At 51.8% G+C, this 24,539-nt stretch carries 20 protein-coding genes; 9 read left to right on the top strand and 11 right to left on the bottom strand.

The window, feature by feature from the left end:
• Positions 1–117: 117 nt before the first annotated feature.
• The gene (locus NF683_RS01940; RefSeq protein WP_253921145.1) at positions 118–1,485 is read left to right on the top strand and encodes an L-serine ammonia-lyase; all 1,368 of its coding nucleotides are present in this window, start codon (positions 118–120) and stop codon (positions 1,483–1,485) included.
• Here NF683_RS01940 and NF683_RS01935 read toward each other — a convergent pair.
• Positions 1,482–2,375 (bottom strand): LysR family transcriptional regulator, encoded by an 894-nt coding sequence (locus NF683_RS01935; RefSeq protein WP_253921144.1) that lies wholly within the window; start codon positions 2,373–2,375, stop codon positions 1,482–1,484. The genes NF683_RS01940 and NF683_RS01935 overlap by 4 nt on opposite strands.
• A gap of 174 nt (positions 2,376–2,549) precedes the next feature.
• Between NF683_RS01935 and NF683_RS01930 the strand changes: the two genes are divergently transcribed.
• The 3 genes from NF683_RS01930 (at position 2,550) to mtgA (ending at position 5,316) form a co-directional block, all read left to right on the top strand.
• Positions 2,550–3,659 (top strand): S-(hydroxymethyl)glutathione dehydrogenase/class III alcohol dehydrogenase, encoded by a 1,110-nt coding sequence (locus tag NF683_RS01930; RefSeq protein ID WP_089039612.1) that lies wholly within the window; start codon positions 2,550–2,552, stop codon positions 3,657–3,659.
• Between the two features lie 75 nt (positions 3,660–3,734).
• A complete protein-coding gene (gene fghA / locus NF683_RS01925) occupies positions 3,735–4,589 on the top strand; it encodes an S-formylglutathione hydrolase (RefSeq protein WP_253921143.1) in 855 nt (284 codons plus the stop codon).
• A gap of 10 nt (positions 4,590–4,599) precedes the next feature.
• Positions 4,600–5,316: a monofunctional biosynthetic peptidoglycan transglycosylase gene (mtgA, locus tag NF683_RS01920; protein ID WP_193085610.1), complete on the top strand. Its 717-nt coding sequence runs from the start codon at positions 4,600–4,602 to the stop codon at positions 5,314–5,316.
• Between the two features lie 4 nt (positions 5,317–5,320).
• Here the strand turns inward: mtgA and NF683_RS01915 are convergent, their stop codons facing one another.
• Positions 5,321–6,220: a DMT family transporter gene (locus tag NF683_RS01915; protein ID WP_443588582.1), complete on the bottom strand. Its 900-nt coding sequence runs from the start codon at positions 6,218–6,220 to the stop codon at positions 5,321–5,323.
• Positions 6,221–6,402: 182 nt separating this feature from the next.
• On the opposite strand from NF683_RS01915, the gene NF683_RS01910 reads away from it, so the two are divergent.
• From NF683_RS01910 to NF683_RS01900, 3 genes are all read left to right on the top strand, one after another.
• On the top strand, positions 6,403–6,792 hold the full coding sequence (locus tag NF683_RS01910; protein WP_089039608.1) for a DUF4168 domain-containing protein: 390 nt from the start codon (positions 6,403–6,405) through the stop codon (positions 6,790–6,792).
• A gap of 223 nt (positions 6,793–7,015) precedes the next feature.
• A complete protein-coding gene (locus tag NF683_RS01905; RefSeq protein WP_089039607.1) occupies positions 7,016–8,926 on the top strand; it encodes a DUF294 nucleotidyltransferase-like domain-containing protein in 1,911 nt (636 codons plus the stop codon).
• A gap of 1 nt (position 8,927) precedes the next feature.
• On the top strand, positions 8,928–9,653 hold the full coding sequence (locus NF683_RS01900) for a 3'-5' exonuclease (RefSeq protein ID WP_089039606.1): 726 nt from the start codon (positions 8,928–8,930) through the stop codon (positions 9,651–9,653).
• 80 nt (positions 9,654–9,733) lie between these two features.
• On the opposite strand, the gene NF683_RS01895 is transcribed toward NF683_RS01900, so the two are convergent.
• The 4 genes from NF683_RS01895 to NF683_RS01880 all read right to left on the bottom strand — a co-directional run bounded on the left by NF683_RS01895 (position 9,734) and on the right by NF683_RS01880 (position 14,742).
• Positions 9,734–11,374, bottom strand: a complete 1,641-nt coding sequence (locus tag NF683_RS01895; RefSeq protein WP_089039605.1) for a BCCT family transporter — start codon at positions 11,372–11,374, stop codon at positions 9,734–9,736.
• A 260-nt stretch (positions 11,375–11,634) separates the two neighbouring features.
• Positions 11,635–12,507 carry a glycine betaine ABC transporter substrate-binding protein gene (locus NF683_RS01890; RefSeq protein WP_089039604.1) on the bottom strand — a complete coding sequence of 291 codons (873 nt, stop codon included), beginning with the start codon at positions 12,505–12,507 and terminating at the stop codon, positions 11,635–11,637.
• A 196-nt stretch (positions 12,508–12,703) separates the two neighbouring features.
• Entirely contained in the window at positions 12,704–13,540 is an 837-nt protein-coding gene (locus NF683_RS01885) for an ABC transporter permease (RefSeq protein ID WP_089039603.1), read from the bottom strand.
• Positions 13,540–14,742: a quaternary amine ABC transporter ATP-binding protein gene (locus NF683_RS01880; protein ID WP_253921142.1), complete on the bottom strand. Its 1,203-nt coding sequence runs from the start codon at positions 14,740–14,742 to the stop codon at positions 13,540–13,542. Before NF683_RS01880 ends, NF683_RS01885 begins: the two co-directional genes overlap by 1 nt.
• A 376-nt stretch (positions 14,743–15,118) precedes the next feature.
• Here NF683_RS01880 and NF683_RS01875 point away from each other — a divergent pair, with 376 nt between their 5' ends.
• Positions 15,119–15,574, top strand: coding sequence for a prolipoprotein diacylglyceryl transferase (locus NF683_RS01875; RefSeq protein WP_253921141.1), 456 nt, complete (start codon positions 15,119–15,121; stop codon positions 15,572–15,574).
• A 563-nt stretch (positions 15,575–16,137) separates the two neighbouring features.
• Here NF683_RS01875 and NF683_RS01870 read toward each other — a convergent pair.
• The 5 genes from NF683_RS01870 to NF683_RS01850 all read right to left on the bottom strand — a co-directional run bounded on the left by NF683_RS01870 (position 16,138) and on the right by NF683_RS01850 (position 22,322).
• Complete coding sequence (locus tag NF683_RS01870) at positions 16,138–17,538, bottom strand: sigma-54-dependent transcriptional regulator (RefSeq protein WP_089039600.1); 1,401 nt, start codon at positions 17,536–17,538, stop codon at positions 16,138–16,140.
• Positions 17,539–17,549: 11 nt separating this feature from the next.
• Positions 17,550–18,995: a sensor histidine kinase gene (locus NF683_RS01865; protein ID WP_089039599.1), complete on the bottom strand. Its 1,446-nt coding sequence runs from the start codon at positions 18,993–18,995 to the stop codon at positions 17,550–17,552.
• Positions 18,996–19,128: 133 nt separating this feature from the next.
• Positions 19,129–20,316 carry a PQQ-dependent sugar dehydrogenase gene (locus NF683_RS01860; RefSeq protein WP_456362353.1) on the bottom strand — a complete coding sequence of 396 codons (1,188 nt, stop codon included), beginning with the start codon at positions 20,314–20,316 and terminating at the stop codon, positions 19,129–19,131.
• Positions 20,317–20,453: 137 nt separating this feature from the next.
• Positions 20,454–21,329, bottom strand: coding sequence for an AEC family transporter (locus tag NF683_RS01855; RefSeq protein ID WP_038477532.1), 876 nt, complete (start codon positions 21,327–21,329; stop codon positions 20,454–20,456).
• Between the two features lie 69 nt (positions 21,330–21,398).
• Positions 21,399–22,322 carry a LysR family transcriptional regulator gene (locus NF683_RS01850; protein WP_089039598.1) on the bottom strand — a complete coding sequence of 308 codons (924 nt, stop codon included), beginning with the start codon at positions 22,320–22,322 and terminating at the stop codon, positions 21,399–21,401.
• A gap of 191 nt (positions 22,323–22,513) precedes the next feature.
• Between NF683_RS01850 and NF683_RS01845 the strand changes: the two genes are divergently transcribed.
• Positions 22,514–24,472: a ligand-gated channel protein gene (locus NF683_RS01845; RefSeq protein ID WP_253921140.1), complete on the top strand. Its 1,959-nt coding sequence runs from the start codon at positions 22,514–22,516 to the stop codon at positions 24,470–24,472.
• Positions 24,473–24,539: the final 67 nt, after the last annotated feature.

The following is a 24,539-nucleotide window of genomic DNA, read 5'->3' as shown; positions in this document are numbered from 1 at the left end:
ACTTCTGTGCTCGCACGTCGAACTTAATGTGAGCTGCTCGACTAATAGTGGATTAAGGCTGCAAAGTAACTAGGTTATTAGGTAATCAACAACTACCGCTGAGGGGCAGGCAACACAATGGCAATAAGCGTTTTTGATCTCTTCAGAATTGGGATTGGCCCATCAAGCTCTCATACGGTTGGGCCGATGCGTGCGGCGCGCGATTTTAGCCAAGCGGTTACCTCACCGTCGCTGACGCGCATTGTGGTTAGGCTTCACGGTTCGCTAGCTTCTACCGGCATCGGGCATGGTACTGATAGTGCGGTCATCATGGGTTTGATGGGTGAAACGCCAGAGTCAATTGACCCTGACACCATGACTGAGCGGCTACGAGCGCTAGATGAAGGCGCTCTGTTAACGCTGCCTAATGGGCAAGCGCTATCGTTTGATCGCAGCCAGGATATTGAGTGGGACGACCACTGCCTGCCATTTCACCCGAACGCTATGGTGTTAACGGCTTATCAGGACGATACGGTTATTGCGGCGAATACTTACTATTCCCTTGGTGGTGGCTTTTATGTTGATCAAGCCTGCGCCGATCAGGGTGGGCTAGACGAAGACAAAACCGCGCTACCTTACCCATTTGAAACGGCTAATGAGTTGTTAGCGCTCTGCCAAACAAATGGTTTGCGTATCAGTGAGCTCATGTTTGAAAACGAAAAAGCATGGCGCAGTGAAGAGGTGATTCGCACAGAACTGCTAACGATTTGGCAAGCCATGCGCACCAGCATTGAAAATGGCTTAAAAGCGACGGGGCACTTGCCCGGTGGATTAAATGTTCGGCGACGTGCCCATGGTTTGCACCAACAGCTGCTTTCACCGCCGCAGAACCAACGCTTAATTGTATCGAGCTTTACTGTGATGGATTGGGTCAATTTGTTTGCGCTGGCGGTGAATGAAGAGAACGCCGCGGGTAAACGGATGGTCACTGCACCGACAAACGGTGCTGCCGGTATTGTGCCTGCTGTGCTGGCGTACTATTTGAAATTTGAGCCAGATGCCTGTGACGACGACATAGTGGCTTTTTTGTTGGCCGCGGGAGCAATGGGCATATTGTGTAAAAAGAACGCGTCTATTTCCGGTGCGGAAGTTGGCTGCCAGGGAGAAGTCGGCTCTGCTTGTGCGATGGCCGCAGCGGGGCTTGCAGAAGTGCTGGGCGGCTCGCCAAAGCAGGTAGAGAACGCTGCTGAGATTGGTCTAGAACATAATCTTGGCCTAACTTGCGACCCTGTGGCGGGGTTGGTACAAGTGCCGTGTATTGAACGAAACGCCATTGCCTCGGTGAAGGCGATCAATGCTGCGCGTATGGCGATGCATGGTGATGGTGATCATTTTGTATCGTTGGATAAAGTGATTCGCACCATGCGTGACACTGGCCGAGATATGCAGGATAAATACAAAGAAACGTCAAAAGGTGGTTTGGCTGTTAACGCCATTGAGTGTTAGTAAGTAGAGGGGGGCAGCGTTGCGTCAATATTGGCCACCAAGTAATCGACGAGCTGACGGATTTTAGGTGATAGGTGGCGGTGTCGAGGGTATACCGCCCATACCGCCGTATCGTTGTGTTGGAAAGGTTCCAAAACGGACACCAGTTCGCCACTGGCAAGATAGGGGGCTACGTAGTAATCCGGCAGTTGAGCAAGCCCCAGTCCTTTAAGTGCGGCGTCAAGCAGCGCGGGGCCGGAATTGCCGCTCCAGCAGCCTTCCACTTTAACTTCGCGGCGCTGACCGTTGACTTCAAACAACCAGTTAGGCCGCGAACCCATCAGGCAACGGTGCTGGCTAAGTTCCGATAACGTATGTGGCCGGGTAGCTTGACGGAAGTAAGCCCGGGATCCCACGACATACTCCTGCCGCTCGCATAGCCGCCGAGCAATCAAGCTAGAGTCTTTGAGTACCCCCATACGAATGGCAATATCGTAGCCCTCTTCAATAATTTCTACGGGGCGGTTAGTGAAGTGCATATGCACTTCAAGCTGCGGGTGCAGGCACTGAAAGTCATTCACCAGTGGCGCGACGTAGCGTTCGCCGAATGTTGTTGCCGAGGTCAGTTTCAGCAGCCCACGTGGATTTGCCTGAAGCTCGCTGATCGCTTGCTCTGCATCGCGCAGGCCATCAAAAAGATGGCGGCAGTGTTCTACGTAGATTGCCCCAGCATCGGTTAAACGAATTTGCCGTGTTGTGCGGTACAAAAGCTGAACACCCAATTGATTTTCCAGCTGGCTCACTAAGCGGCTAATATGCGATGTCGATACCTTTAAATGGCGTGCGGCCGCTGAGAATGTTCCCAGTCTTACCACCTCGACGAATGCCTCAATACGATCCCAGTGTTGCACGAACGATCCTTAATTAATCTCTGATTGTTGCTCAGTAGCAATAATCTTGTGAGTGTATCCCGCTTTATCTCACTCGCCTAGCTGGCCTACACTGCAGTCATTGAATCTGATTCGATTAAAACGAGTCCGATAAAACAGCCTTCAGTTTTATGTGACCGTTAAGGAGATGCATAGATGAAATCACGTGCCGCCGTAGCACTCGAAGCGGGTAAGCCGCTTGAATTAGTTGAGATCGATGTGGAAGGTCCAAAAGCGGGCGAGGTACTGGTGAAGATGGCAGCGACGAGCGTATGCCATACCGATGCTTATACCCTTTCTGGCGCTGACCCCGAAGGTAATTTCCCAGCGGTATTGGGCCACGAAGGTGCTGGTGTGGTGCAAGAAGTTGGCGAGGGTGTGACCAGCGTTAAGCCGGGTGACCATGTTATTCCGCTGTACACCGCCGAGTGCGGCAAATGTAAATTCTGCCTATCCGGTAAAACAAACCTGTGTGGCAGCGTGCGCGCTACTCAAGGTAAAGGTGTGATGCCTGATGGCACCTCGCGCTTTTCACTAGATGGCAAAATGCTGCATCACTACATGGGCACGTCGACTTTCAGTGAGTACACCGTGCTGCCGGAGGTATCGCTTGCGGTGGTCTCTAAAGAAGCGCCGATGGATAAAATCTGCCTATTGGGCTGCGGCGTTACTACCGGTATCGGTGCGGTACTGAATACGGCAAAAGTAGAGCCAGGCTCCACCATCGCCGTTTTTGGTTTGGGCGCGATTGGTTTGGCGGTCATCCAAGGGGGAGTCATGGCAAAAGCCGCGAAGATTATTGCCATCGATGTGAACCCCGATAAATTTGCATTGGCCAAGCAGTTTGGCGCGACTGACTTCGTTAATCCGAAAGACTACAGCGACCCGATTCAGCAGGTAATCGTCGATATGACCGACGGTGGTGTTGATTACTCCTTTGAGTGTATCGGCAATGTTAACGTGATGCGTTCGGCCCTTGAGTGCTGCCATAAAGGCTGGGGAGAGTCGATTGTCATTGGTGTTGCGGGCGCGGGCGAAGAGATCTCCACGCGTCCCTTCCAACTGGTCACCGGGCGGGTTTGGAAAGGCTCTGCGTTTGGTGGTGTTAAAGGACGCAGTGAGTTACCGGGTTACGTCGAGCGCTATATGAATGGTGAGCTGAATATCGACGACTTTATTACCCACGACATGCCGTTTGAGCAAATTAATGAAGCCTTCGAATTGCTCCATGCAGGTAAGAGCATTCGTACCGTGCTGCATTACTGAGTATCATTGGTAATAGGGTAAATGAGCGCGGTAGGGGAAACCCTCCGCGTTTTCATCTTTTTAAGGAGCCGGCCCATGAGCATGAGTGAAACTTTAGAACTAGTGTCTGCCAATCGCAGTTTTGGTGGCTGGCACAAGCGCTACCGCCACTACTCCCGGGCGCTGGATTGCGACATGGTGTTCGCGGTTTACCTGCCTCCTCAAGCAGAGAGCGAGCGCGTACCGCTGCTTTGGTGGCTGTCAGGTCTAACCTGTAACGATGAAAACTTTATGCAGAAAGCGGGCGCGCATCGTATTGCTGCTGAGCTGGGGGTGGCGATTGTTTGCCCCGATACCAGCCCACGCGGCACCGATCTGCCCGGTGAGCATGAAAGTTACGATCTAGGATCGGGTGCGGGTTTTTATGTGAATGCCACCCAAACCCCCTGGAAATCGAATTACCGCATGTATGATTACGTGATTGAAGAGCTGCCTTCGGTCGTGCGTCAGCACTTCCCTGTAAACGGGCGTGAGTCGATCAGTGGTCACTCGATGGGCGGTCACGGCGCGTTAATCCTGGCGTTGCGTCACCCTGGCCGGTTCCGTTCGGTTTCCGCTTTTGCGCCTATTGTTAACCCAATGAACTGTCCTTGGGGGCAAAATGCGTTTACCAGCTATTTAGGCGACGACCAGTCGCGTTGGCGCCAGTACGATGCTTGTGAGCTGGTCGCTAATGGTGCCTCTCGTCAACGGCTATTTATCGATCAAGGTGAGGCCGACCAGTTCCTGGATGAGCAACTGATGCCAGAGCGTTTGGAAGCCGTGTGTGAAGAGCATGATCACCCACTGACGTTGCGCCGCCAGCCAGGTTACGATCATAGCTACTTCTTTATCGCCTCGTTCATTGAGGAGCATATGCGCTATCATGCAGAACACCTCATGAAGCGCTAAGGATATCGAAATGCTCAATCGCGCGTTGCGCCGTTTTCTTGGTTTGATATGGCGTCTTATTTGGCGTGGCGCGCTGGCTTTTATTGTTCTCTCAATTGCGCTGGTTTTACTCTTCCGGTTTGTGCCACCTCCTGGCTCAATGGTGATGGTAGAGCGCAAAATTCAAAGCTGGATAAACAGCGAACCTATCGATATTCAACGCCAATGGAGAAGCTGGGAACATCTATCCAGCAATGCCAAATTGGCGGTGATCGCTGCTGAAGACCAGCGCTTTCCTCAGCATCGTGGTTTTGATTTAGTGGAGTTGAAGCGTGCCCTGAAGGCCAGTCTTGATGGCGAACGGTTGCGGGGTGCCAGCACGCTCAGCCAGCAAACAGCCAAGAATGTTTTTTTATGGAGCGGCCGTAGCTGGGCCCGTAAGGGGCTAGAAGCATGGTTTACATTGCTAATCGAAATGCTGTGGAGCAAGCAACGCATACTGGAAGTGTATTTAAACGTCGCTGAATGGGATACGGGTGTATTTGGACTAGAAGCGGCGGCAGGGCACTATTTTGGTGCTTCTGGCAGTGCATTGACCGAACGGCAAGCAAGCCTGCTAGCGGCTATTCTTCCGAGTCCGCGTACCCGCAGCGCATCACGCCCAGATGCTCAGGTAGAGCGCCGCAGTCAGTGGATTCTTCAGCAAATGCGTAATCTAGGTGGTGTTCGTTACTTGGAGCGCTTGTAGCCCTTTAAGCTTCTCCTTTGCTGCTAGGTTTGCGTACCACCATAACCACCCCAGCAATGGCAATGACCATACCTGCCAGTCCCAGCAGGGGGAGGCGTTCGTCGAACAGCCACCATGCTTGTAGCGCAGTCACGGGTGGCACCAGATAAAACAGGCTGGCAACGCGGGATGCTTCGCCCTTTTTAATCAACACCATTAATAGCAGGATGGCGGCGATAGACAGAATAAGTACTAGCCAGCCAAGAGTGAGCACAAACGTTATACTCCATTCGACCTGGCGGGTTTCAAACAGCAGTGCTCCAATGCCCAGCAGCATGCCTGCCGCTATGTATTGAATAACCGCCCCGGAAAGCAGTGGCATGCTGGTGCAGTAGCGTTTCTGATAAAGCGTCCCCAATGAAATTCCCACTAAGGCAGCCATTACGCTAACTAAGGCACCAAGGCCAAAGCCAGCAAAAAGTGAGGTGCCGAACTCTAGCTTGCTGCCCAACACCAGACAGATGCCCACAAGGCCGAGCAGTAGCCCCAGCCACTGGCGGGTGGTTAAGCGTTCCCCCAGCAGCGGGCCAGCACAGGCTGCGGTTAGCAGCGGCTGTAGGCCAACCAATAGCGCTGCCAGCCCAGCAGGCATACCCAAGTAGATACCGTAAAAAACCCCACCTAAATACGTGCCGTGTACCAAAAGTCCTGAAACGCCTATATGCAGCCAAAGCGCTGGCGATGAAGGCCATGCTATGCGCATTAGCCACGTCAGCGGAGCAAGCAACATGAGGGTGAGCATGAAACGAATAAACAAAAAGGTAAAAGGTTCTGCGTAGGGCAGACCAAATTTTGCGCCAATGAACCCCGTGCTCCAGAGCAAAACAAATAATCCAGGCATGGCGGCAAGGCCCAAAGAAGCCATGTTTACATTTTTTAAACTATTGATAGTGTTGGACATAGTTCCTCGGCGTAGACCCTTTTTGATTAGTTCTGTGTTACTTAAATGTTTTTTCTGTTACTAACTTTTACATAAAAAGTTGAACCTGTGCCTGAACAACGCGTCACACGGTGCACATTCATAACGCATCAATGAGGTTTCTTACTATGCAACGTATGACTGCTCTGTTCTCTGCTGCTCTTCTCGCTACTGGTCTGCTGGCTGGCACCGCTCATGCACAGGAAGCCCAAGACCCCGCTCAGGATCCGATGGCGGCCCAACAAGCGCCCGCTCAGGATTTCTCTGATGAGCAGCTACAGCAGTTTGCCGATGCTTCTCAAGAAATCGCCGTGATCTCACAAGAGTACACACAGCGTCTGCAGGAAGCAGAAGATGAAAACGCCCAACAGGAAGTTCGCGCTGAAGCCAACGACCGCATGATCGAAGTCGTTGAAGATAGCGGTCTAGATGTTGATACCTTTAACGCCATTGGTCAGTCAATCCAGCAAGATCCTGAAATGATGCAGCGTGTTCAGGAAATGGCTAACCAGTCATAATTAGTCCCCGTCAGATAGCGTTGTGGATAGTGACAGATTTTCCTTAACCTGCGAAGTATTCTGTCCTGCTGCTACCAGTCTGTTACTGCACAAAGCCCAGCGTTTTTCGCTGGGTTTTTTGCTTTTGTTCACTCTCATTTGTGATTGAAGGGTTTACGGTACACGCTATCCAAGACAAACTTCATCTATTGATGATGCTGCCGCGCCAAGTGCAGGAGATCGCATGGATGTTGAACTGTTAGAAATACGTCAGCATATGGGGCAGTTTCCCCCGTTCGATGGTTTATCGGATGCATTGCTAGACGCCATAGCTGAGCAAGTAGAAGTGCGCTATTTCAAAACCGGTAGCGACATTTTAGAGCTCAACGATATGCTTGATGAGTTGTGTTTTATCCGTAGCGGTGCCGTTGAGGTTTATCGTCGTCAGGGCGAGCTATATAACCGCTTGGGTGAAGGGGATATCTTTGGCCACTTTAGTCTGCTTCGAAACCATAAAGTGCGCTTTCCAGCCAAAGCGATCGAAGACACGCTGATCTACTTTATTCCCAACGCCGTCTTTCAGCGGTTATGTGAAGAAGATGACGATTTTGCTGACTTTGTTGAGCTCGAACGTCCCCGTTTAGAAACCGCTGCAGAGCAGCAGAAAAAATCTAACGACATGATGGTCACGCGAATACGCAAATTGGTGACGCGTTATCCCGTCATGGTTGAATCCACCACTACCGTCCAGCAAGCCGCTAAGCAAGTGAACGAGGCTCAAGCGTCGGCGGTGCTAGTAATTAATGAAGGCAGCGATAATCCGCGTTATAGCTTTCAGGACAGCGAAGGCAAAACCTGGCAAATGTGCGGTATTCTGACGGATAGTGACTTCCGTACCCGCATTGTAGCTGAAGGGCTGTCAGCGCAAACGGCCATTGGCGAGGTTGTTTCCGAACGGTTAATTACCATTCAGTCGGATGCGTCGGTTTACGAAGCCATGCTGACGATGCTGCGTAACAATGTTCACCACTTACCGGTGCTTTACCGCCAGCGTCCGGTTGGGGTTGTTCACCTCTCCGATATTATTCGTTACGAGACGCAAAGTGGGCTGTACCTAGTAAGCAATATTTTCAACCAGTCCAGCGCCCAGGGGTTAGCCAAACTTGCGCCCGATGTGCGCGCAGCTTTTGTAAGAATGGTGCAAGAAGGTGCTAATTCGCAGATGGTGGGGAGTGCCCTGTCGACCATTGGGCGTAGTTTTACGCGGCGACTGCTAGAGCTTGCCGAAGAAGCGCTGGGGCCACCGCCGGTACCTTACTGCTTTATGGTTAACGGCTCCATGGCTCGAAATGAGCAAAGTATCGTCACTGACCAGGATAATGCACTGGTCTTGTCAGACGACTTCAATCCCGACGAGCATGACGACTACTTCCACGCGTTAGCTGCCTTTGTTAGCGATGGCTTAGATGCCTGCGGTTATACCTACTGTAAAGGCGATGTGATGGCGACTAACCGCCAGTGGCGTCAGCCGTTGCATGTTTGGAAGCGCTATTTCCAAGATTGGATGGCGAACCCAACCCCTGAACGACTACTCCATAGTTCGATTTTCTTCGATTTAGACAGCATTTACGGCGAAGACCATTTTGTTGAAGCACTCCAGGATTTGATTGCCCAAACGGCGCCCCAGTCGCCACTGTTTTTGGCGGCCATGGCCCGTAATGCGCTGAATCGAACACCGCCGCTTGGGTTCTTCCGCACGTTTGTGATGGAAAAAGATGGCAAACATAACAACTCAATCAACCTAAAGCGGCGTGGTACTGCTCCGATGGTTGATCTTATTCGGGTACATGCGCTGGCCTGTGGGTCTAAAGCGCAAAACTCGTTCCAGCGCTTAAACGATATTAGCAATACTCAGCTACTGGCGACGGGCGTTAGCGACAAACTGAGCTATGCACTGGAGTTTTTATGCATGTCGCGGATTCGTCATCAAGTGATTGACCTACAGGAAGACCGTTTCCCCGATAACAATATCGAACCGGAGAATGTTGAGGATAGCGAGCGCCACACGCTTAAAGATGCTTTCCAAGTACTCAACAACGCGCAAAAATTCTTAAAGTTCCGCTACCCAATACCCACTCAGCGGCAGGGGCGATAATATGCGTGGAATTCGGCCCCGCCAAAAAGTAGTTCAAGCTAACTGGATAGGCTATATGGCTGAGCGTGCCGAAAAGACCCATGATGGTGCGCTTAGGGAATTTTTCGCAACACCGCTACCTAGTCCGGATACGCCTATCGCGCAAGTGCCGATGGTTGCGTTAGATATGGAAACAACCGGTTTGGACGAGCGGCGTCATGCGATTGTCAGCATTGGGGTGGTGCCTTTCACACTGGATCGCATTCCGCTTGCTCAGCGTCGCTACTGGGTAGTGAAACCCTCGCGACCCTTAGATGAGGCGTCCATTGCTTACCATCACATCACTCATTCTGAAATCGCCACTGCCCCGGACTTTGATGCCGTGCTGGATGAGCTCCTAGCGGTGCTGGCAGGGCGACTTGTGGTGGTACATTTTCGCAACATCGAACGCCCGTTTCTTGATGCTGCCGTAAAGGCACGACGGGGAGACGGGGTGATGTTCCCGATGATCGATACGATGTCGCTTGAAGCGCGCATGCATCGACAAACGTTATGGGCACGGTTTCGCCGTTGGTTAGGGCGTCCGCCTGTTTCGATTCGTTTAAATGCCAGTCGAGAACGCTATGGCCTGCCTGTCTATCAAGGACATCACGCGCTGGTTGATGCATTGGCGACAGCCGAACTGTTACAAGCGCAGATCAGTCATCACTACACGCCTGAAACGCAGTTGAAAGATATTTGGGTTTGAGCAGTGCAGCGTTATTTAACGCAAACGGGCAGCCATTTGGCTGCCCGTTTGCGATTCGGTGCAATGGTTAGCGATTCACATCATACCGCTTTAGGCTCGCTCATCAGCCCTTTGATAATGGCATAACATGCCACCAGCAAGATGATGGTGAACGGGAAACCGGTAGAAACCGCCATAGTTTGCAGTGCGGTCAGACCACCGCCAAGCAGCAACGCAATTGCGATAGCCCCTTCGATAATCGCCCAGAACACGCGCTGAGGCTTCGGTGCATCCACCTTGCCGCCTGCAGTAATGGAGTCGATAACCAGTGAGCCTGAGTCAGAAGAGGTCACAAAGAAAATAATGACCAGTAGAATCGCAACAAACGAGGTGATTTGTGACAGCGGTAGTTGTTCAAGCATGATGAACAGCTGCAGATCCACACCGGCGTCGCGCACGGCTTCAATACCTTCGCTAACGTACTGATCAATGGCGGTGCCGCCAAAGGTGGTCATCCACAGTACCGATACCACGGAGGGTACAATCAGTACCGAGACTAAGAATTCACGAACGGTGCGGCCACGAGAAACCCGTGCGATAAACATACCTACGTACGGGGACCAGGAGATCCACCAAGCCCAGTAGAAGGCCGTCCAGCCTTGGCTAAAGTTCGCATCTTCACGGCCGAACGGATTCGATAGAGCCGGCAGGTTAACGGCGTAGCTAATTAGGTTTTCAAAGAAGCCTGTCGCAATAAGCAGTGTTGGACCCACGGCAATAACGAAGAACAGCAGCAAAGCCGCCATGGCGATGTTGATTTTTGAAAGCAACTGAACGCCTTTGTCGACACCGGCCATAACCGACCCGATAGCAATAATCGTGATGCCGATGATGAGCAGAATCATCGTGATATCGCTTTCTGGTGCGCCAAACAAGTAGGTTAACCCTGCCGCTGCTTGAGTCGCCCCCAAACCAAGCGATGTCGCTAGGCCAAACAGCGTGGCAAAGACCGCCAGAATGTCGATTAAATGCCCCGGCCAACCCCAGACGCGCTCACCCAGAATTGGGTAAAATACCGAGCGCATAGACAGCGGTAGCCCTTTGTTGAACGAAAATAAGGCAAGTGACAGCGCTACTACTGCGTAAATCGCCCAGGGGTGAAGGCCCCAATGAAAGATAGTCGCTGCCATACCCAGCGCAGCTGCGCCTGCAGCATCGCCCTCCGCACCCGCTAATGGTGCCCAGCTACCTCCATCAAAAGAGGTACCAAAGTGGGTCAATGGCTCGTTAACGCCAAAGAACATCAGGCCGATGCCCATGCCCGCAGCAAATAGCATTGAAAACCAGCCCACATAGGTAAAATCGGGCTTTGCATCAGCGCCGCCGATGCGAATTTTACCGAGTGGCGAAACAATTAACCCAAGACACAGGATAACGAAAACATTGGCGGCAAGTATAAAGAACCACGCTAAATTACCGGTCAAGAAACTAAAAATGGCGTCATACACCGGTGCGATAGTGTCTTGTAGCGCGAGGGTTAATACGACAAACAGAAGCACCACAATCGACGAAATGGTGAATACCTTGCCATGTAAATCAAGGCTCACCCCCATCGTGGTGGTAGTGATGTTGTCTTGACCGATAACGTAATCGGTATCTATTAGATTCGCTGGGCCGTCAGGGGCGGGTATGCCCTCTGATACTGGCTCGTTTTGGGAGCGTTTTGGGTCAGGATTATCCACTTTAGCCTCTCCATGTTAAACAAAAACGGCTATGCATTCGAGGAGTACTATGTTTTGACATCAACATCGTTTTGACATCAACATCTCACTCCTAGCAAGCATTAGCTGGCGGGCGTACCATCCGTACAATAGCAAATATTGCTTAAGCTTTATTCAACGGGCTGCACACAGTCTTGATAATTAGCTTTTGCTAAAACGATATTTAGGCTGACAACAGAGAGCCGCAGCCCTCCGTTGTCCCTATCGCCAGACTGACGACATTAACTATTCAGCCACTGCTCGACGACATCTTGATTATCTTCAACCCACTGCTTAGCATTTTCGTAGGGGTCGCTGTCATCTTCCTGGTTCATCAGCATGACCTCACCCATCTGCTCGGGTGTCCACTCGAAGGCGTCAAGGATGGCGTAGGCTTCTGGCATGTCATCTTTTAGGCCTTGGCGCACCACCGTGTGAATCTGCTCAGCACCGCCATAGACATTTTCCGGGTCTTCGAGGTATTTCAGGTCGAAGCGGGCAAACATCCAGTGTGGTGTCCAGCCAGTTACGACGACATCCTCTTCATTGTTAATCGCGCTTGAAAGTGCTGCGGTCATGGTGGCACCGCTACCGCTACGCAGGCGCAGCCCGAGGTCATAGGTATCCACGACCTCTTCGGACAGCGCCATTAGGCCTGCACCGGGGTCAATACCGATGATCTCGCCGTTAAAGCTGTCGGCGTTGTCGTTTAGGTCAGCAATAGAATCGACATCTGTATAAGCCGGTACTACCAATCCCAGCTTGGTGCCATCCAAGTTCATGCCGAGATCTTCAATATTGTCACCTACACGCTCCATGTAGTCAGCGTGAGTCGTGGGTAGCCAAGCGGCGACGATGGCATCGGCGTCGCCAGTGGAAAGTGCTTGGAACATAGCGGCGGCAGAAAGCGACGTCAGCTCAACATCGAAACCAGCTTGCTCTAATACAGCAGCGACGACGTTGGTAGAGGCTACTTCAGACGACCACTCAACATAGGCAAGGTTGACGGTGCCCTGATCTTGGGCATGGGCCAGACTGCCAGCGGCAATGCCAGTGCCTGCAATGAGGGCTAATGAGGCGAGGCGGATGCGGTGATTCAACGTACGAGTTTTCATTCACTTGCTCCTTGGGGAAATAGTCGCGGCCTTAATCAATCGTGCGAGAAAGCGCCACAACCGTAGTAAACAGGTTCTCAAATGCACTTTATATAAGGATTTGAATGCACGACCAGCATGCGTATGCAAAAAGAGTGAATCAAGATGGCCTATAAACACAACGCGACTGTCGCTGCGTGACCTTTCATAGCTTGGTTCACTGTGAGCGGCGCGTTTTCCGTAGTGACTGAGTTAAACGGTCAAGTAGCATGGCCAGAATGACCACGGCAATACCCGCTTCAAAGCCATCACCGGGGCGTAGTCGCTGAATAGCGCGCCACACTTCGCTACCCAGGCCATCTGCACCAATCATGGCGGCGATAACCACCATCGAAAGTGCCAGCATAATGGTCTGGTTAATACCCGCCATCACCGTAGGTAGCGAGAGCGGAAGCTGAACCTTGAAAAGTTTTTGGCTGCGCGTTGCGCCATAGGCATCGGCGGCTTCAATAAGCTCAACCGGCACCTGGCGAATACCTAACGTTGTGAAGCGAATCGCAGGCGGCATCGAGAAAATTACCGTTGCAAAAATGGCGGATACAGAACCAATGCCGAAAAACGGAATGGCTGGTATCAGGTAAACAAAGGCAGGCATGGTCTGCATAAAGTCCAATATCGGCATGATCAATCGGTACAGCCGATTAGACAATGCCGCAGCAATGCCGACAGGCAATGCGATAACCACGGCAACCAGGGTTGCGAAAACCACCAGCGTGAGCGTCTCAATCATCGGGTTCCAGAGACCCAGATTCCAAATCAAGGCTAGCCCGGCGACTGAACCAATCGCTAAGCGAGCACCCGCTAGCTTCCAGCAGAGTAGGGCGATTAACCCAAGTAGCGCCCACTCAGGTAGCCACATCAAGCTATCGTTCAAAACATCAATGCCGGTTTGAGTAAAGCGGGAAATTGCCCGGGTGACGGCTGAATATTCGCTGGTCAACCAGGTCAGGCCACTTTCGATCCAATCGCCAAGGGGGATGCTTGGAATATCCATTACTGTTCTCCTGCCCGTGCTAATTCATCCAGTACTGCGCCCTTCACAACGACACCTAGCAACCGCCGCTGCTCGTCAATGACGGCGATGGGAAAGCTTTTATCGCTAAACATAGCGAACAGGTTTTGCAGGGGTTCCTCAGGGGGGACTTTGCGGAAGTCTTGAGTCAGGTGATCAATAATAGTATCTGACTTGGCATCAATCGCCTTGCTCGCCTCATCGGCCTCTAACAGGCCGATGAGGCGGCGGTCACGATCAGTGACATAAATTGAATCAATACTGTGGTCACGCATACGATGTAGTGCAGTGCGCGGGCCGTCGCTTTCGCGGGCGGTAGAGCGCACGGGGCGCATGGCGCTCTCGGCGGTTAATACACGCGAACGATCGACACCTTCGATAAAGCGGCGCACATAGTCATCAGCAGGTTGGGTTAATATTTCTTCAGGTGTACCAATCTGAACGACTTCGCCATCTTTAAGCAGCACGATGCGATCACCAATATTGAGCGCTTCATCTAAATCATGGGTAATGAAGACGGTTGTTTTCTGCATTTTAGATTGCAGTTGCAACAGCTCTTGCTGCATATCCTTGCGGATTAAAGGGTCCAGCGCTGAAAAGGCTTCATCCATTAATAGCACGGTGGAGTCATTCGCCAGGGCGCGGGCTAGGCCGACACGCTGTTGCATACCGCCGGAAAGTTGATTCGGATAAGCCTCTTCCCAGCCATCTAGCCCCACTTGGGTTAGCGCGTTTTGGGCAATTTGCTTACGCTCAGCTTTATCGACACCGCGGATTTCAAGCCCGAACTCGGCGTTTTGGCGTACAGTACGGTGTGGGAACAGTGCAAAGTTTTGAAAAACCATAGAAAAGTGGCGGCGGCGACACTCTAACAGCGCCTTTTCGCTTAACGTGGGAATATTCTCGCCATCAATGATTATTTCGCCTTCGGTGGTATCAATCAGGCGGTTCAAACACCGAATTAACGTTGACTTGCCAGAACCAGAAAGCCCCATAATGACGAGCAGTTCGCCTTCATAGACATCGAATGAGATGTTTGAAAGGCCTAACGTTTGACCAGTTTTCTCAAGAATTTCAGGGCGTTTTAAACCTTGGTCACGAAGTTCAAGGGCTTTTTTCGGCTGCTTGCCAAATACCTTGCTTAAGCCGCGAACCTGAATTTTGACAGGGCGTATCTCGTCCATCAGCGATGCCTTTTGCGTGAATGAGCAGCCTTGTGTCGTTGCTCAGCTCGCTTTCTGGTACCAGATGGCTTTCCCTGCAAACAGCGACACAAAACGGTTCATAATTAGAATTTAAGTTTTGGTTTGGTTATTTATTAATATTTATTATACATAAGTGGGCAGGGTGTGTCACAACGCCTCCTCCGCTAAACGTCAAAAGGTGTCACATGTGTCAGTTTTAACCCTTAGCAACAATTTTCTGGACATAGAATTAATCTGGTGTTTTTTATAAGATTTTGATTTTTATAAAAAAATTATATTTTTTGGTTTTTTGGTATGAGCTATGCAGTAGATTAAGCAGTTAATCGATATTTTGGCTAGAAGGAAGGTAAGACTAATGGATAATCAAGTTACCAAACGCCCCCGTGTTCTTACATTGTGCATGTTAGCAGCTACCGTTAGCACATTAGCCCTTGCTGGTTGTGGTAGCGATGAAGAACCCTTGCCGCCTGCCGAACAGCCAGAAACGATGGAACAAGATGCGACTTCCTCTACTGAACAGGCAACTACTGCAAGTGATGTTACCGCATCGGATACTACTTCTGACCCCATGATGAACGATGAGCCTGCAGCGTCAGATGACTCCGCCATGGGCGATCCTGGACTAAGTGATGAAGCAGCGGCATCACAAGAACCTATGCCCGGTGAAGAGTCTATGACCGGCGAAGGATCTATGCCCAATGAAGAGGCTAGCAATCCAGAAGATCCTGAAGAAACCCCAGGATTTGGTGAAGGTACTGACCCGATGCCAGGTGCTGATGAGAATGACGATGAGATGAATAGCGGCCAGTAATCGTTAACGCTCCCTACGATGATAAGCCGACCCAGCTGTCTGTTCCCTGCGGCTGCTCCACACGGTTTATCATCCTTTTCCCCCGCGCCAGCGGGGTTTTTTTGTGGCAAGGCTGGCTGGCTTTTTTCTTTCTGAACGCAAAAAAACCGCCGATTTGCTTTGTTTGATAAGTGCCTGACGATGACTCGACCCCAGTACTCCGAGCCGCCCTCGTCATTCCAGCATGCCCCGCCACTTCGTCATTCCCGCAGGCCCTTAGCGGGAATCCATGTTGACCTGGGAGGCTGCTGCAGGCCAAGGTCAAGGTGGATTCCCGATAACCCCACTCGGGAATGACGGTGCGGTGACTCGGGAATGACGGTGTGGTGACTCAGGAATGACGCGCGGTGCACGCTTTGGGAGGTGGCCTCTTTGCTATATGGGGCTAGGGGGTAATGCCAGTCAGCCTTAACTGACTGGCATTAATCCAACGTGTGCCCCATTTTTTGCATGTAGTGCATAGCCTGTCGGCATATACACAGATAGCCGGTCTCACTGGTTAGTGGCCGGCTATTTGCGTTAATTTATTCCTCGTTATCTTCCAAACGACGATAAAGCGTTCGTCGAGCAATACCCAGCACTTCAGCCGTACGCCGTTTATTGCCGCCGGTGGCCTCTAACACTTTGCGTATGTAGCGCTTTTCTACTTCTTCGAGGCTGGGCCAGCGGGTAGGTGCAGGTGCTGGCACTTGAGTGCCAGGTAACACTTCACCAGTAAGTGTCGGCGTTATTTCTGAGCCGTTATGTTGGTTAGCCTGTTCGCGTAAACGCTCTGGCAAATCTTGGTGCTGCAATATGCCTTCTTCGCTCAGCGTTACGGCTCGCATAATGGCGTTTTCCAGCTCGCGTACGTTGCCGGGGTAGGTGTAGTTCAACAGGCTATTTAGCGCTTCGGGCTCGATTTGTTCAATCTGCTTACTTTGCGCTTCGGCGTGTTTGTCGATTAATGCAAATACAAGATGCTCTATATCAGTGCCACGCTCACGCAGTGGAGGAATGCGCAGCGAGAACGTCTCAAGGCGATAGAACAAGTCACTGCGAAAGTTCTCTTGTTCGATCTCTTTTTCAAGATTGCGATGGGTCGCGGCAATGATGCGAACATCTACCGGCTCCTCACGCTCGCCGCCAACGGGTCGTACCGTCTTTTCTTGCAGCGCGCGCAGCAGTTTGGCTTGAAGATTAACCGGCATTTCGCCAATCTCATCCAAAAACAGGCTACCGCCTTGAGCGCTATGAAACAGACCCCGGCGCGCTTCGTTAGCCCCGGTGAATGCCCCTTTTACATGACCAAAAAACTCACTTTCCATTAGATCGGCAGGAATGCTGGCACAGTTAACAGGCACAAAGGGTGCTTCGTGGCGTTTGCTTTCTTGATGGATAGCGCGAGCTAATAGCTCTTTACCGGTACCGCTTTCGCCCAGAATCAAAATAGGTGCATCGCTTTTAGCCAGCCGAGATGCATCATGAAACAGAGACTGCATTGCTGAGCTTTTTCCGACAATGCCGTGAAACTGGCTCAACTCAGTATCGTGGGAGAGAGACAAGCGCTGGCGCTCTAAGACGCGGAAGACTGCCTCGCGAATGGCATCTAAATCCAATGGTTTAGTTAGAAAGTCGTCGGCACCCAGCTTTAGCGCCTCGACGGCTTGGTCAATGGTGCCAAAGGCAGTGATGACAATAATGCCCAGCTCGCTGCCGCTTTGACGCAGTTGCTGAAGTAGCTGAATGCCGGTCATTCCTGGAAGACGTACATCCGTAATCATCATCGCCACAGCTGTATGGCTTAGTAGCGCCAAGGCGTCTTCGGCACTGGGAACGCCTAGCGTGTCATAGCCCGCGTCGTTGAGCTCTTCTTCTAATAACTCACGTATAGCGGCGTCATCTTCCACTACCAATAAAGGTAAAAGGTGTTCCTGATGGGTCACAAACGTTTTCCTCAAGCGGATGCGGTTTCACTAAGGGGGAGCGTAATCTCGAATCCAGCGCCGCCAAGGCCGCTATCAAATACGCCAATCGTCCCGCCGTGGTCGTTAATAATGCGATGCACCATGGAGAGCCCTAAGCCACTGCCTTGGCCCACCGGTTTGGTTGTAAAGAAAGGATCAAATACTTGCTGATGATGCGATGCTGGAATGCCCGGCCCGTCATCTTCCACCCAGAGCGTTAACTCTTCACTGTATTGCTTGGCGCTAAGGCGTATACAGCTAACGTCTGGTGCTTGCGCTGCGTTGCGTAATAGATTGGTGAGTACTTGCACAATTTGCTGCCCATTGACCAATAGATGGGGGGTAGGGGAGGGAAGATCAATATCCAAGTGAATATTTCGCGGCTCCAGCTCCTCTTCCACGAGCTCACTGGCACTCAGAATAAGCTGATCCAACGCTTGCGTGTCTTTCTCTACGTTATGTTGTCTGCCTAGCTCCATTAATTGGCGGACAATTTGAACAATTCTTTCGACTTCGCCTCGGATACGGCCTAATCGTGCACGTTCGTCATCGCCAATGGTGTCCCTGCGGGCTAAGCGCTGGGCTTGGCCATTGATGACGGTTAATGGCGCGCCAATTTCATGGGCGACACCGGCCGCCAAAACGCCTAACTCCGCCAGCTTTTTAGATTTGCGCAGGCGCTTTTCTAATTCGATTTCGCGCTGCCGACGGGCATCAATATCGCGATCTTTTTCTGCCATGGCATCTAGCATGCCGTTCAAGCCAGATGCTAAGCGGCGATATTCCGTCGGGCCATCTACCGTAGCCCGTTGGCTGCGGTCGCCATCTTCCACAAGTAACATCACGTGCAAAAGACGGTTGAGCGGTCGTTCTATATAGTGCCTAAAGCCCCACCAAATGCTAAAAACAATACCGGCCGCTCCGATCACGAACACCAGAACTGCCACAATGCTGATAAAACCCGTGTAATTTTCGATGCCGGTGTTAAGTCGGTTTACTTGCAGAACACCTTTCACCATGCCGTTTTGCGCCCGCAGCGGAATCAATGCTGAGTAGTACGTCCAGCCTTCCTGCTGGCGGTAATTGCTGTACAGATCATCTTGTTTGATAACCTGCTGAATTTCATCCGGCGAAAACAGGTCCTTGCCCAGACCAAGGCCATAAACTTCCCGGCCTTGGGTGTCGAACACATAAGCACCATAGATACGATGGAAGGAAAAAGCGGATTGCAACGCTTCTCCTAGTGGGGTGTCGCTATCACGAGTGACGGCGTAACTCAGTGATGTGCCCAGTGCACGGGTGATAATCTCAACTTCGGTTTGCAGCTTGGAGCGCACGTTATCTTCTAGCGACTTGATAGCCACTAGGCTAAAAACCACTAGAATGACAAACAGTGGCACGATGACCGTCAAAATAATTAAATTACGTAGTCGCATCAGGTATCCGTGATGAGTACCGGCTGTTCAGCAGTGAACAGCATTGGCAGCGTGCATAGATAGACAGTATAAATAAATAGACAGCATCAATAGGCAGTATAAAGAGTCGCGGTTCAGATAACGTTAGTGTGGGTTAATTAACCACCTGCAAACGGTAAAGGCTGCCCTGACCACCATCGGTTAGCAAATAAATGGCGTCGTTGGGACCTTGGCGCACATCGCGAATGCGCCCAATGTGGCCGTCAAGAATAACCTCTTCATCCACCACGTTGCCGTTTTCCAACTGCAGACGCAGTAATGTTTCGCTGGCTAAACCGCCAGCTAATAGCTGCCCCTGCCAGTCTCCAAACGCACTGCTGGTGACTTCGGTAAGACCCGAAGGCGCAAAACGGCCTTCAAAGCGGTAAACCGAGTCGACCATGCCGGGCTTCGATTCGACGCCAATCGGCTCATTAGTCCGGTAGTCATTCCCCAGGCTAACCTCTGGCCAGCCATAATTGCTGCCTGCTTTGATGTGATTAAGCTCATCGCCTGTGCGCGGGCCATGTTCGGTCGCCCAGGGTTCTCCATTGCTGCGTACGGTCAATCCTTGAATATTACGATTGCCCGTGGAGTAAATTTCATCCAAGGTGCTATCAGCGCCCACGAAAGGGTTATCGTCAGGAACACTGCCCGTATCCGTTAGGCGCAGCGTCGAGCCTGCATGATCATCGCTTGCCTGGGCACGGGATGGGTTAACGCCGCGGTCACCAATACTCATTAATAGCGTGCCGTCTGTTAGCCAAGCCAAACGCGAGCCGTAATGACGGCCGGGTGACGAGGCGCGATCCTGTTCAAAAAGGTGCTCGATCTCACCGAGGGAATCCCCTTGCCACTTAACCCGTGATAGTGCTGAGCGACTGTTATTGCCGTCTGGTTTGCTCCAGGTGAAATAAATCCAGTCATGTTCACCGTCACCAAAGGAAGGGTGCAAGGTGATATCGAGAAGCCCACCTTGCCCTTGGTGGCTGACCGTGGGCATTCCTTCGAGCGTTTGCTGGTTACCTTCTTGATCTACCAGGGTGAGTTGACCACGGCGTTCGCTGACTAAAAAACGCCCGTCAGGCAAAAAAGCGACTGCCCAAGGGGCGTTCAAGCCACTCGCCACCCGTTCAAGTGACAAGGTCATTTGATCGGTTTCGATCGCATCGTGAACCATTTCTGCTTGAGCATTGCTAACAGTGCCCGCCAACATTAACCCGCCAATAGCTGCCAGAAACCAACGATGAGAAGGCGTCGTTAACACTGCTAGGCGTGCTTGTGATTGAGGTTGACGCATCATGGTCACTCCTGTCGTCGGGGCCTTCGATGATCATGATGATCATGTTCCATGCCTAGCAGTGACTACTTAAAGCGAGCGGGGTTCCCTGTGTTGCTATATATCCGGCGGGCTAAATCAGACGGGCTATATCAAAAACGCTACATCAGAAATGCCAGTAGTATCGGTAAATACACTAGGGCAAGCAGCGTAGAGCAAAAAACGAGGCTGGCGACATAGGCCGGTTCGCGCTGGGCACGCTGGGCGAACAAGTAGTTAAACACTGCCACAGGCATGCACATTTGTAGCACCAGAATGCTTTGTGCCAGTGGGGGCAGGCCAACCCAACCCGCAATTAGCCACGCTGCCCCAGCGGCAAGGGGGATACGTACTAGGCTAAAACCGATGCCGGAACGCAGGCTTTTTACCTGGATGCTGGCTAGGGAAACACCGAGCGTGATCAACATAAGTGGTACGGTGAAACCAGACATTAAGTCGACCGTATTGGCTAACCAAGGGGGCAGTGATGTGTCGGTTAACAGCAGCGCCATTGAGATTAAAATGGCATAGACGGTGGGCGTTTTAAGCAGCGTTTTAGTCGGGCTTCCGTTGCTATTGAGAACAGCCCCTAAGGTGAACTGAAAGAGCGAGACCGTCACCATCACTGTAATACCGTAGGCAAACCCTGCGCTGCCAAAGGCATACAGAACAACGGGTAGTCCCATATTGCCGGTGTTGGGATACATCATCGGGGCAAGTAATACGCGCCAACTGCGGCGCAATAGTTTGGCGACCACAAAGCTCGCCGCGCCCATGGTAAGTATCACAATAGCCGTGGCAAACATCATCTGCCCAAAGCTATTGGCATCAATATTAGCCCCAGAAAGTGAGGCAAGCACCAGCGCGGGTGTGCCGATGTTAAACACCAAACGAGTAATGAAATCGACGGGGTAGGGATGCCCTAAGCGTACCCATAGATATCCCAGCCCAGCACCGGCGAGTACCGGCGCCATCACGGCAAAAAGTTCGGCGAGCATTACCATTCCTTGACGATGATTAGCGGCTCATTGTCGTTAATTAGGCCGCTAACTGGCAAGGCGAATTGGTTATTCAGCGTTAGCGGTGGTGTGGTTGGTTTGCCAAGCAGCCGGAACTTGCTCGCGTAAAAAATCGAGCAGTGCGTTAACTCGGCGCGAATGGTGGCCATAAGCGTACAACATGGTGATTGGCAGTGGGGCAGGTTCCCAGCCAGGCAAGCAGCTGACTAAATCACCGGGATGATGCTTCTCGCGTTTTTCAACCACCCAGTGGGGCAGCAGCCCAATGCCTTGACCATAAGCAATGGCATCAATTTGAAGCACCGTTAGATCGACACGCAGCCGCGAACGGGGCGCATTAAACAGAAAGTCGTCGTGATGAGCATGGTGGAATAGCAGGCCGCTAGAAGCACTATCGAGTAAATCAATCCACGCGTGTGATTCTAGCTCGCTTGGGTGCTGAGGGTAACCAGCGCTGGCAAGATAGCTGGGGTTGGCATAAAGGCCGCGAGTCAAGTGCCCTAAGCGCTCCTGATTGAGACCGCATTCGTGGGTTGCCCCTAGCCAGATGTGCACACTGTTACTGTGCATTTTAGTGGGCGGAGATTCTCGCGTGTGGAGGGTTAATTCCACCTTGGGATAGCGGGTTAAAAATGCATCAACGACGCCTGCCATCCAACCTCGTGCTAATGCCCCGTGAACTTCCAGTGTTACTTTTCCGCTGATTTCCTCACGCAGTTCTGCCAGCGCTTCTTGGCTATGTGCCGCCATCGCTAGCAGTTCTGTGCAGTAGTTATGAAATAGCAGACCTGCTTCCGTAGGAATCAGCCGATTGGCTTGCCGCCTGAGCAGTGGCTGGCCCAATCGTGCTTCTAACTGACTAATACGGCGACTCAGTGTCGATTTAGCAAGTCCTAGCTTTTGTGCGCTGCGCGTTAGACTACCGGTAGTCATCACATCGGCAAAGGCGGCGAGTTCATCAAAATCGTACATGGTCGGGGCCACTGGGCAACAATTGAAACGCTATTGTGCCATTTAATGATGTTAATGAAAATAATTGGCATTTGTGTTCCGGATGGCTGAACGCACTGTGCGACCTCTTTGTGTAAGAATTATGCAAAAATACGAATGTTAATGATTCGTATTTGATTGCAAGTGCTCTTTCACACTAAAGGAACCCTGCTATGTCTTCTCGTTTGCGTCGCACGCTATTGGCCGGTGCTATCTCTTCATTGGCCAGTAGTGCCGTGTTGGCACAAGAAACACCTCGGCTAGATGATGTTGTGGTTACCGCATCGGGGTTTGAACAGCAAATTTCCAGTGCGCCTGCTTCTATTAGCGTTATTTCTCGGGAAGAGCTTGAGCGTGGACACTATCAAAATGTCACCGACGCGCTGCGCGACGTACCGGGTGTGATCGTTACCGGTGGCGGCGCAGGTGACCGTGGCAATGATATTTCAATTCGTGGCATGCCTTCCCAATACACCTTGATTTTGGTAGATGGGCGTCCGCAAAACTCTCGGGAATCACGCCCGAATGGCAGCGCTGGGTTCGAGCAGGACTGGCTCCCCCCACTCCAAGCGATTGAGCGTATTGAAGTAGTGCGTGGGCCAATGTCGACGCTCTACGGCTCAGACGCTATCGGTGGGGTGATCAACGTAATTACTCGCAAGGTGGCCGATGAGTGGCACGGTAATGTGCAGCTCGACACGGTGCTACAAGAAAACAGCAACTCGGGAGACAGCCGCCAAGCGAATTTCTACCTAAGCGGCCCGTTAGTGGGTGACCGGTTAGGCCTGCAACTTTATGGGCGTGCCTCAGAGCGGGATGAAGATGATATTTTGAACGGCTACGAAGAGAAAAGCCTGCAAAGTCTAACCGCACGGCTAAACTTCGCCGCTAACGATAATCACGACTTCACCGCCGAAGCTGGCGTTACCGAACAGGATCGTTACTCGCGGGTAGGGCGGTCTGGTGCTGCTGAAGGGTGTCGAGGTGGTTGCACCGACAGTATCGGCGAATACACCAACACTCACGTTGCGGTTACCCACAGTGGCCGCTTTGACTGGGGTACCAGCGAGACCTTTGTGCAGCGTGAGCGTAGCGACAACAAATCCCGCGATATTGAAATTACCAATACTACCGCTAAAACCAGTGCAGTGATCCCACTAGGCATGCACCTAGTGACTGTTGGCGCGAGCTACGAAGAGGAGTCGCTGAACGATACCACCACCAACCGAATATCTGATCGGACTGAAATCGAAAATAGCCAGCGGGCGCTGTTTGTAGAAGATGAGTGGATGCTGACCGACACCTGGGCGTTGACCGGTGGCTTACGCGTCGATGACGACGATAACTTCGGCAGCCACGTCAGCCCGCGCCTGTACAGCGTTTGGAATGCAACACCGGACTGGACCCTTAAAGGGGGCGTTTCAACCGGTTATCGCTCGCCAAGCCTACGTGAAATCACTCCCGATTGGGGACAGGTCAGCCGTGGTGGCAATATTTACGGTAACCCGGACCTTAAACCTGAAACGTCGCTTAACAAAGAGATTGCACTGCTCTACGCCAATGAGGCAGGTCTAAGCGGCAGTTTGACGCTGTTCCACAACGACTTTGAAGATAAAATTACGCGTATTGCTTGCCCTGTCGATATCTGTACCGATGGCCCTAATGATTTTGGCAGCGACCCTACTTATCGCGTCAACGTGGATGAGGCGATTACGCAAGGGGTAGAAGCCAGCCTAGCAGCGCCGTTGACAGATGCAGTGTCGTTAACGGCTAGCTATACCTTCACTGACTCCGAACAGAAAAGTGGTCAATATGCTGGTGAGCCTTTGACGCAGCTACCACGCCATCAGGTCTCGGCTACACTTGACTGGCAGGTCAACTCGCGACTCAGCCAATGGACAAAAGTGAGCTACCGTGGCGAAGAGAGCCAGCCCACTACCGGCCCATCAAGTAGTTCTGTGGTGGCACCTTCCTACACCTTTGTTGATGCAGGAATAGGCTACAAGCTCAACGATAGCACCACGGTGAACGCGGGTATCTACAACCTATTTGATGAGCGCATTACTTACGAAGAGTACGGCTACGTAGACGATGGACGCCGTGTTTGGTTGGGACTGAATGTCGCGTTCTAGTACCTGTTTGCTATTAAACGTTGCGGCCACCTGATTAGGTGGCCGCTTTTTTGAGTGAACCACGTAT

The sequence above is a fragment of the Halomonas sp. MS1 genome (assembly GCF_024182575.1).
Classification (GTDB): Bacteria; Pseudomonadota; Gammaproteobacteria; order Pseudomonadales; family Halomonadaceae; genus Vreelandella.
This window is presented reverse-complemented; position numbering and strand designations above follow the sequence as displayed.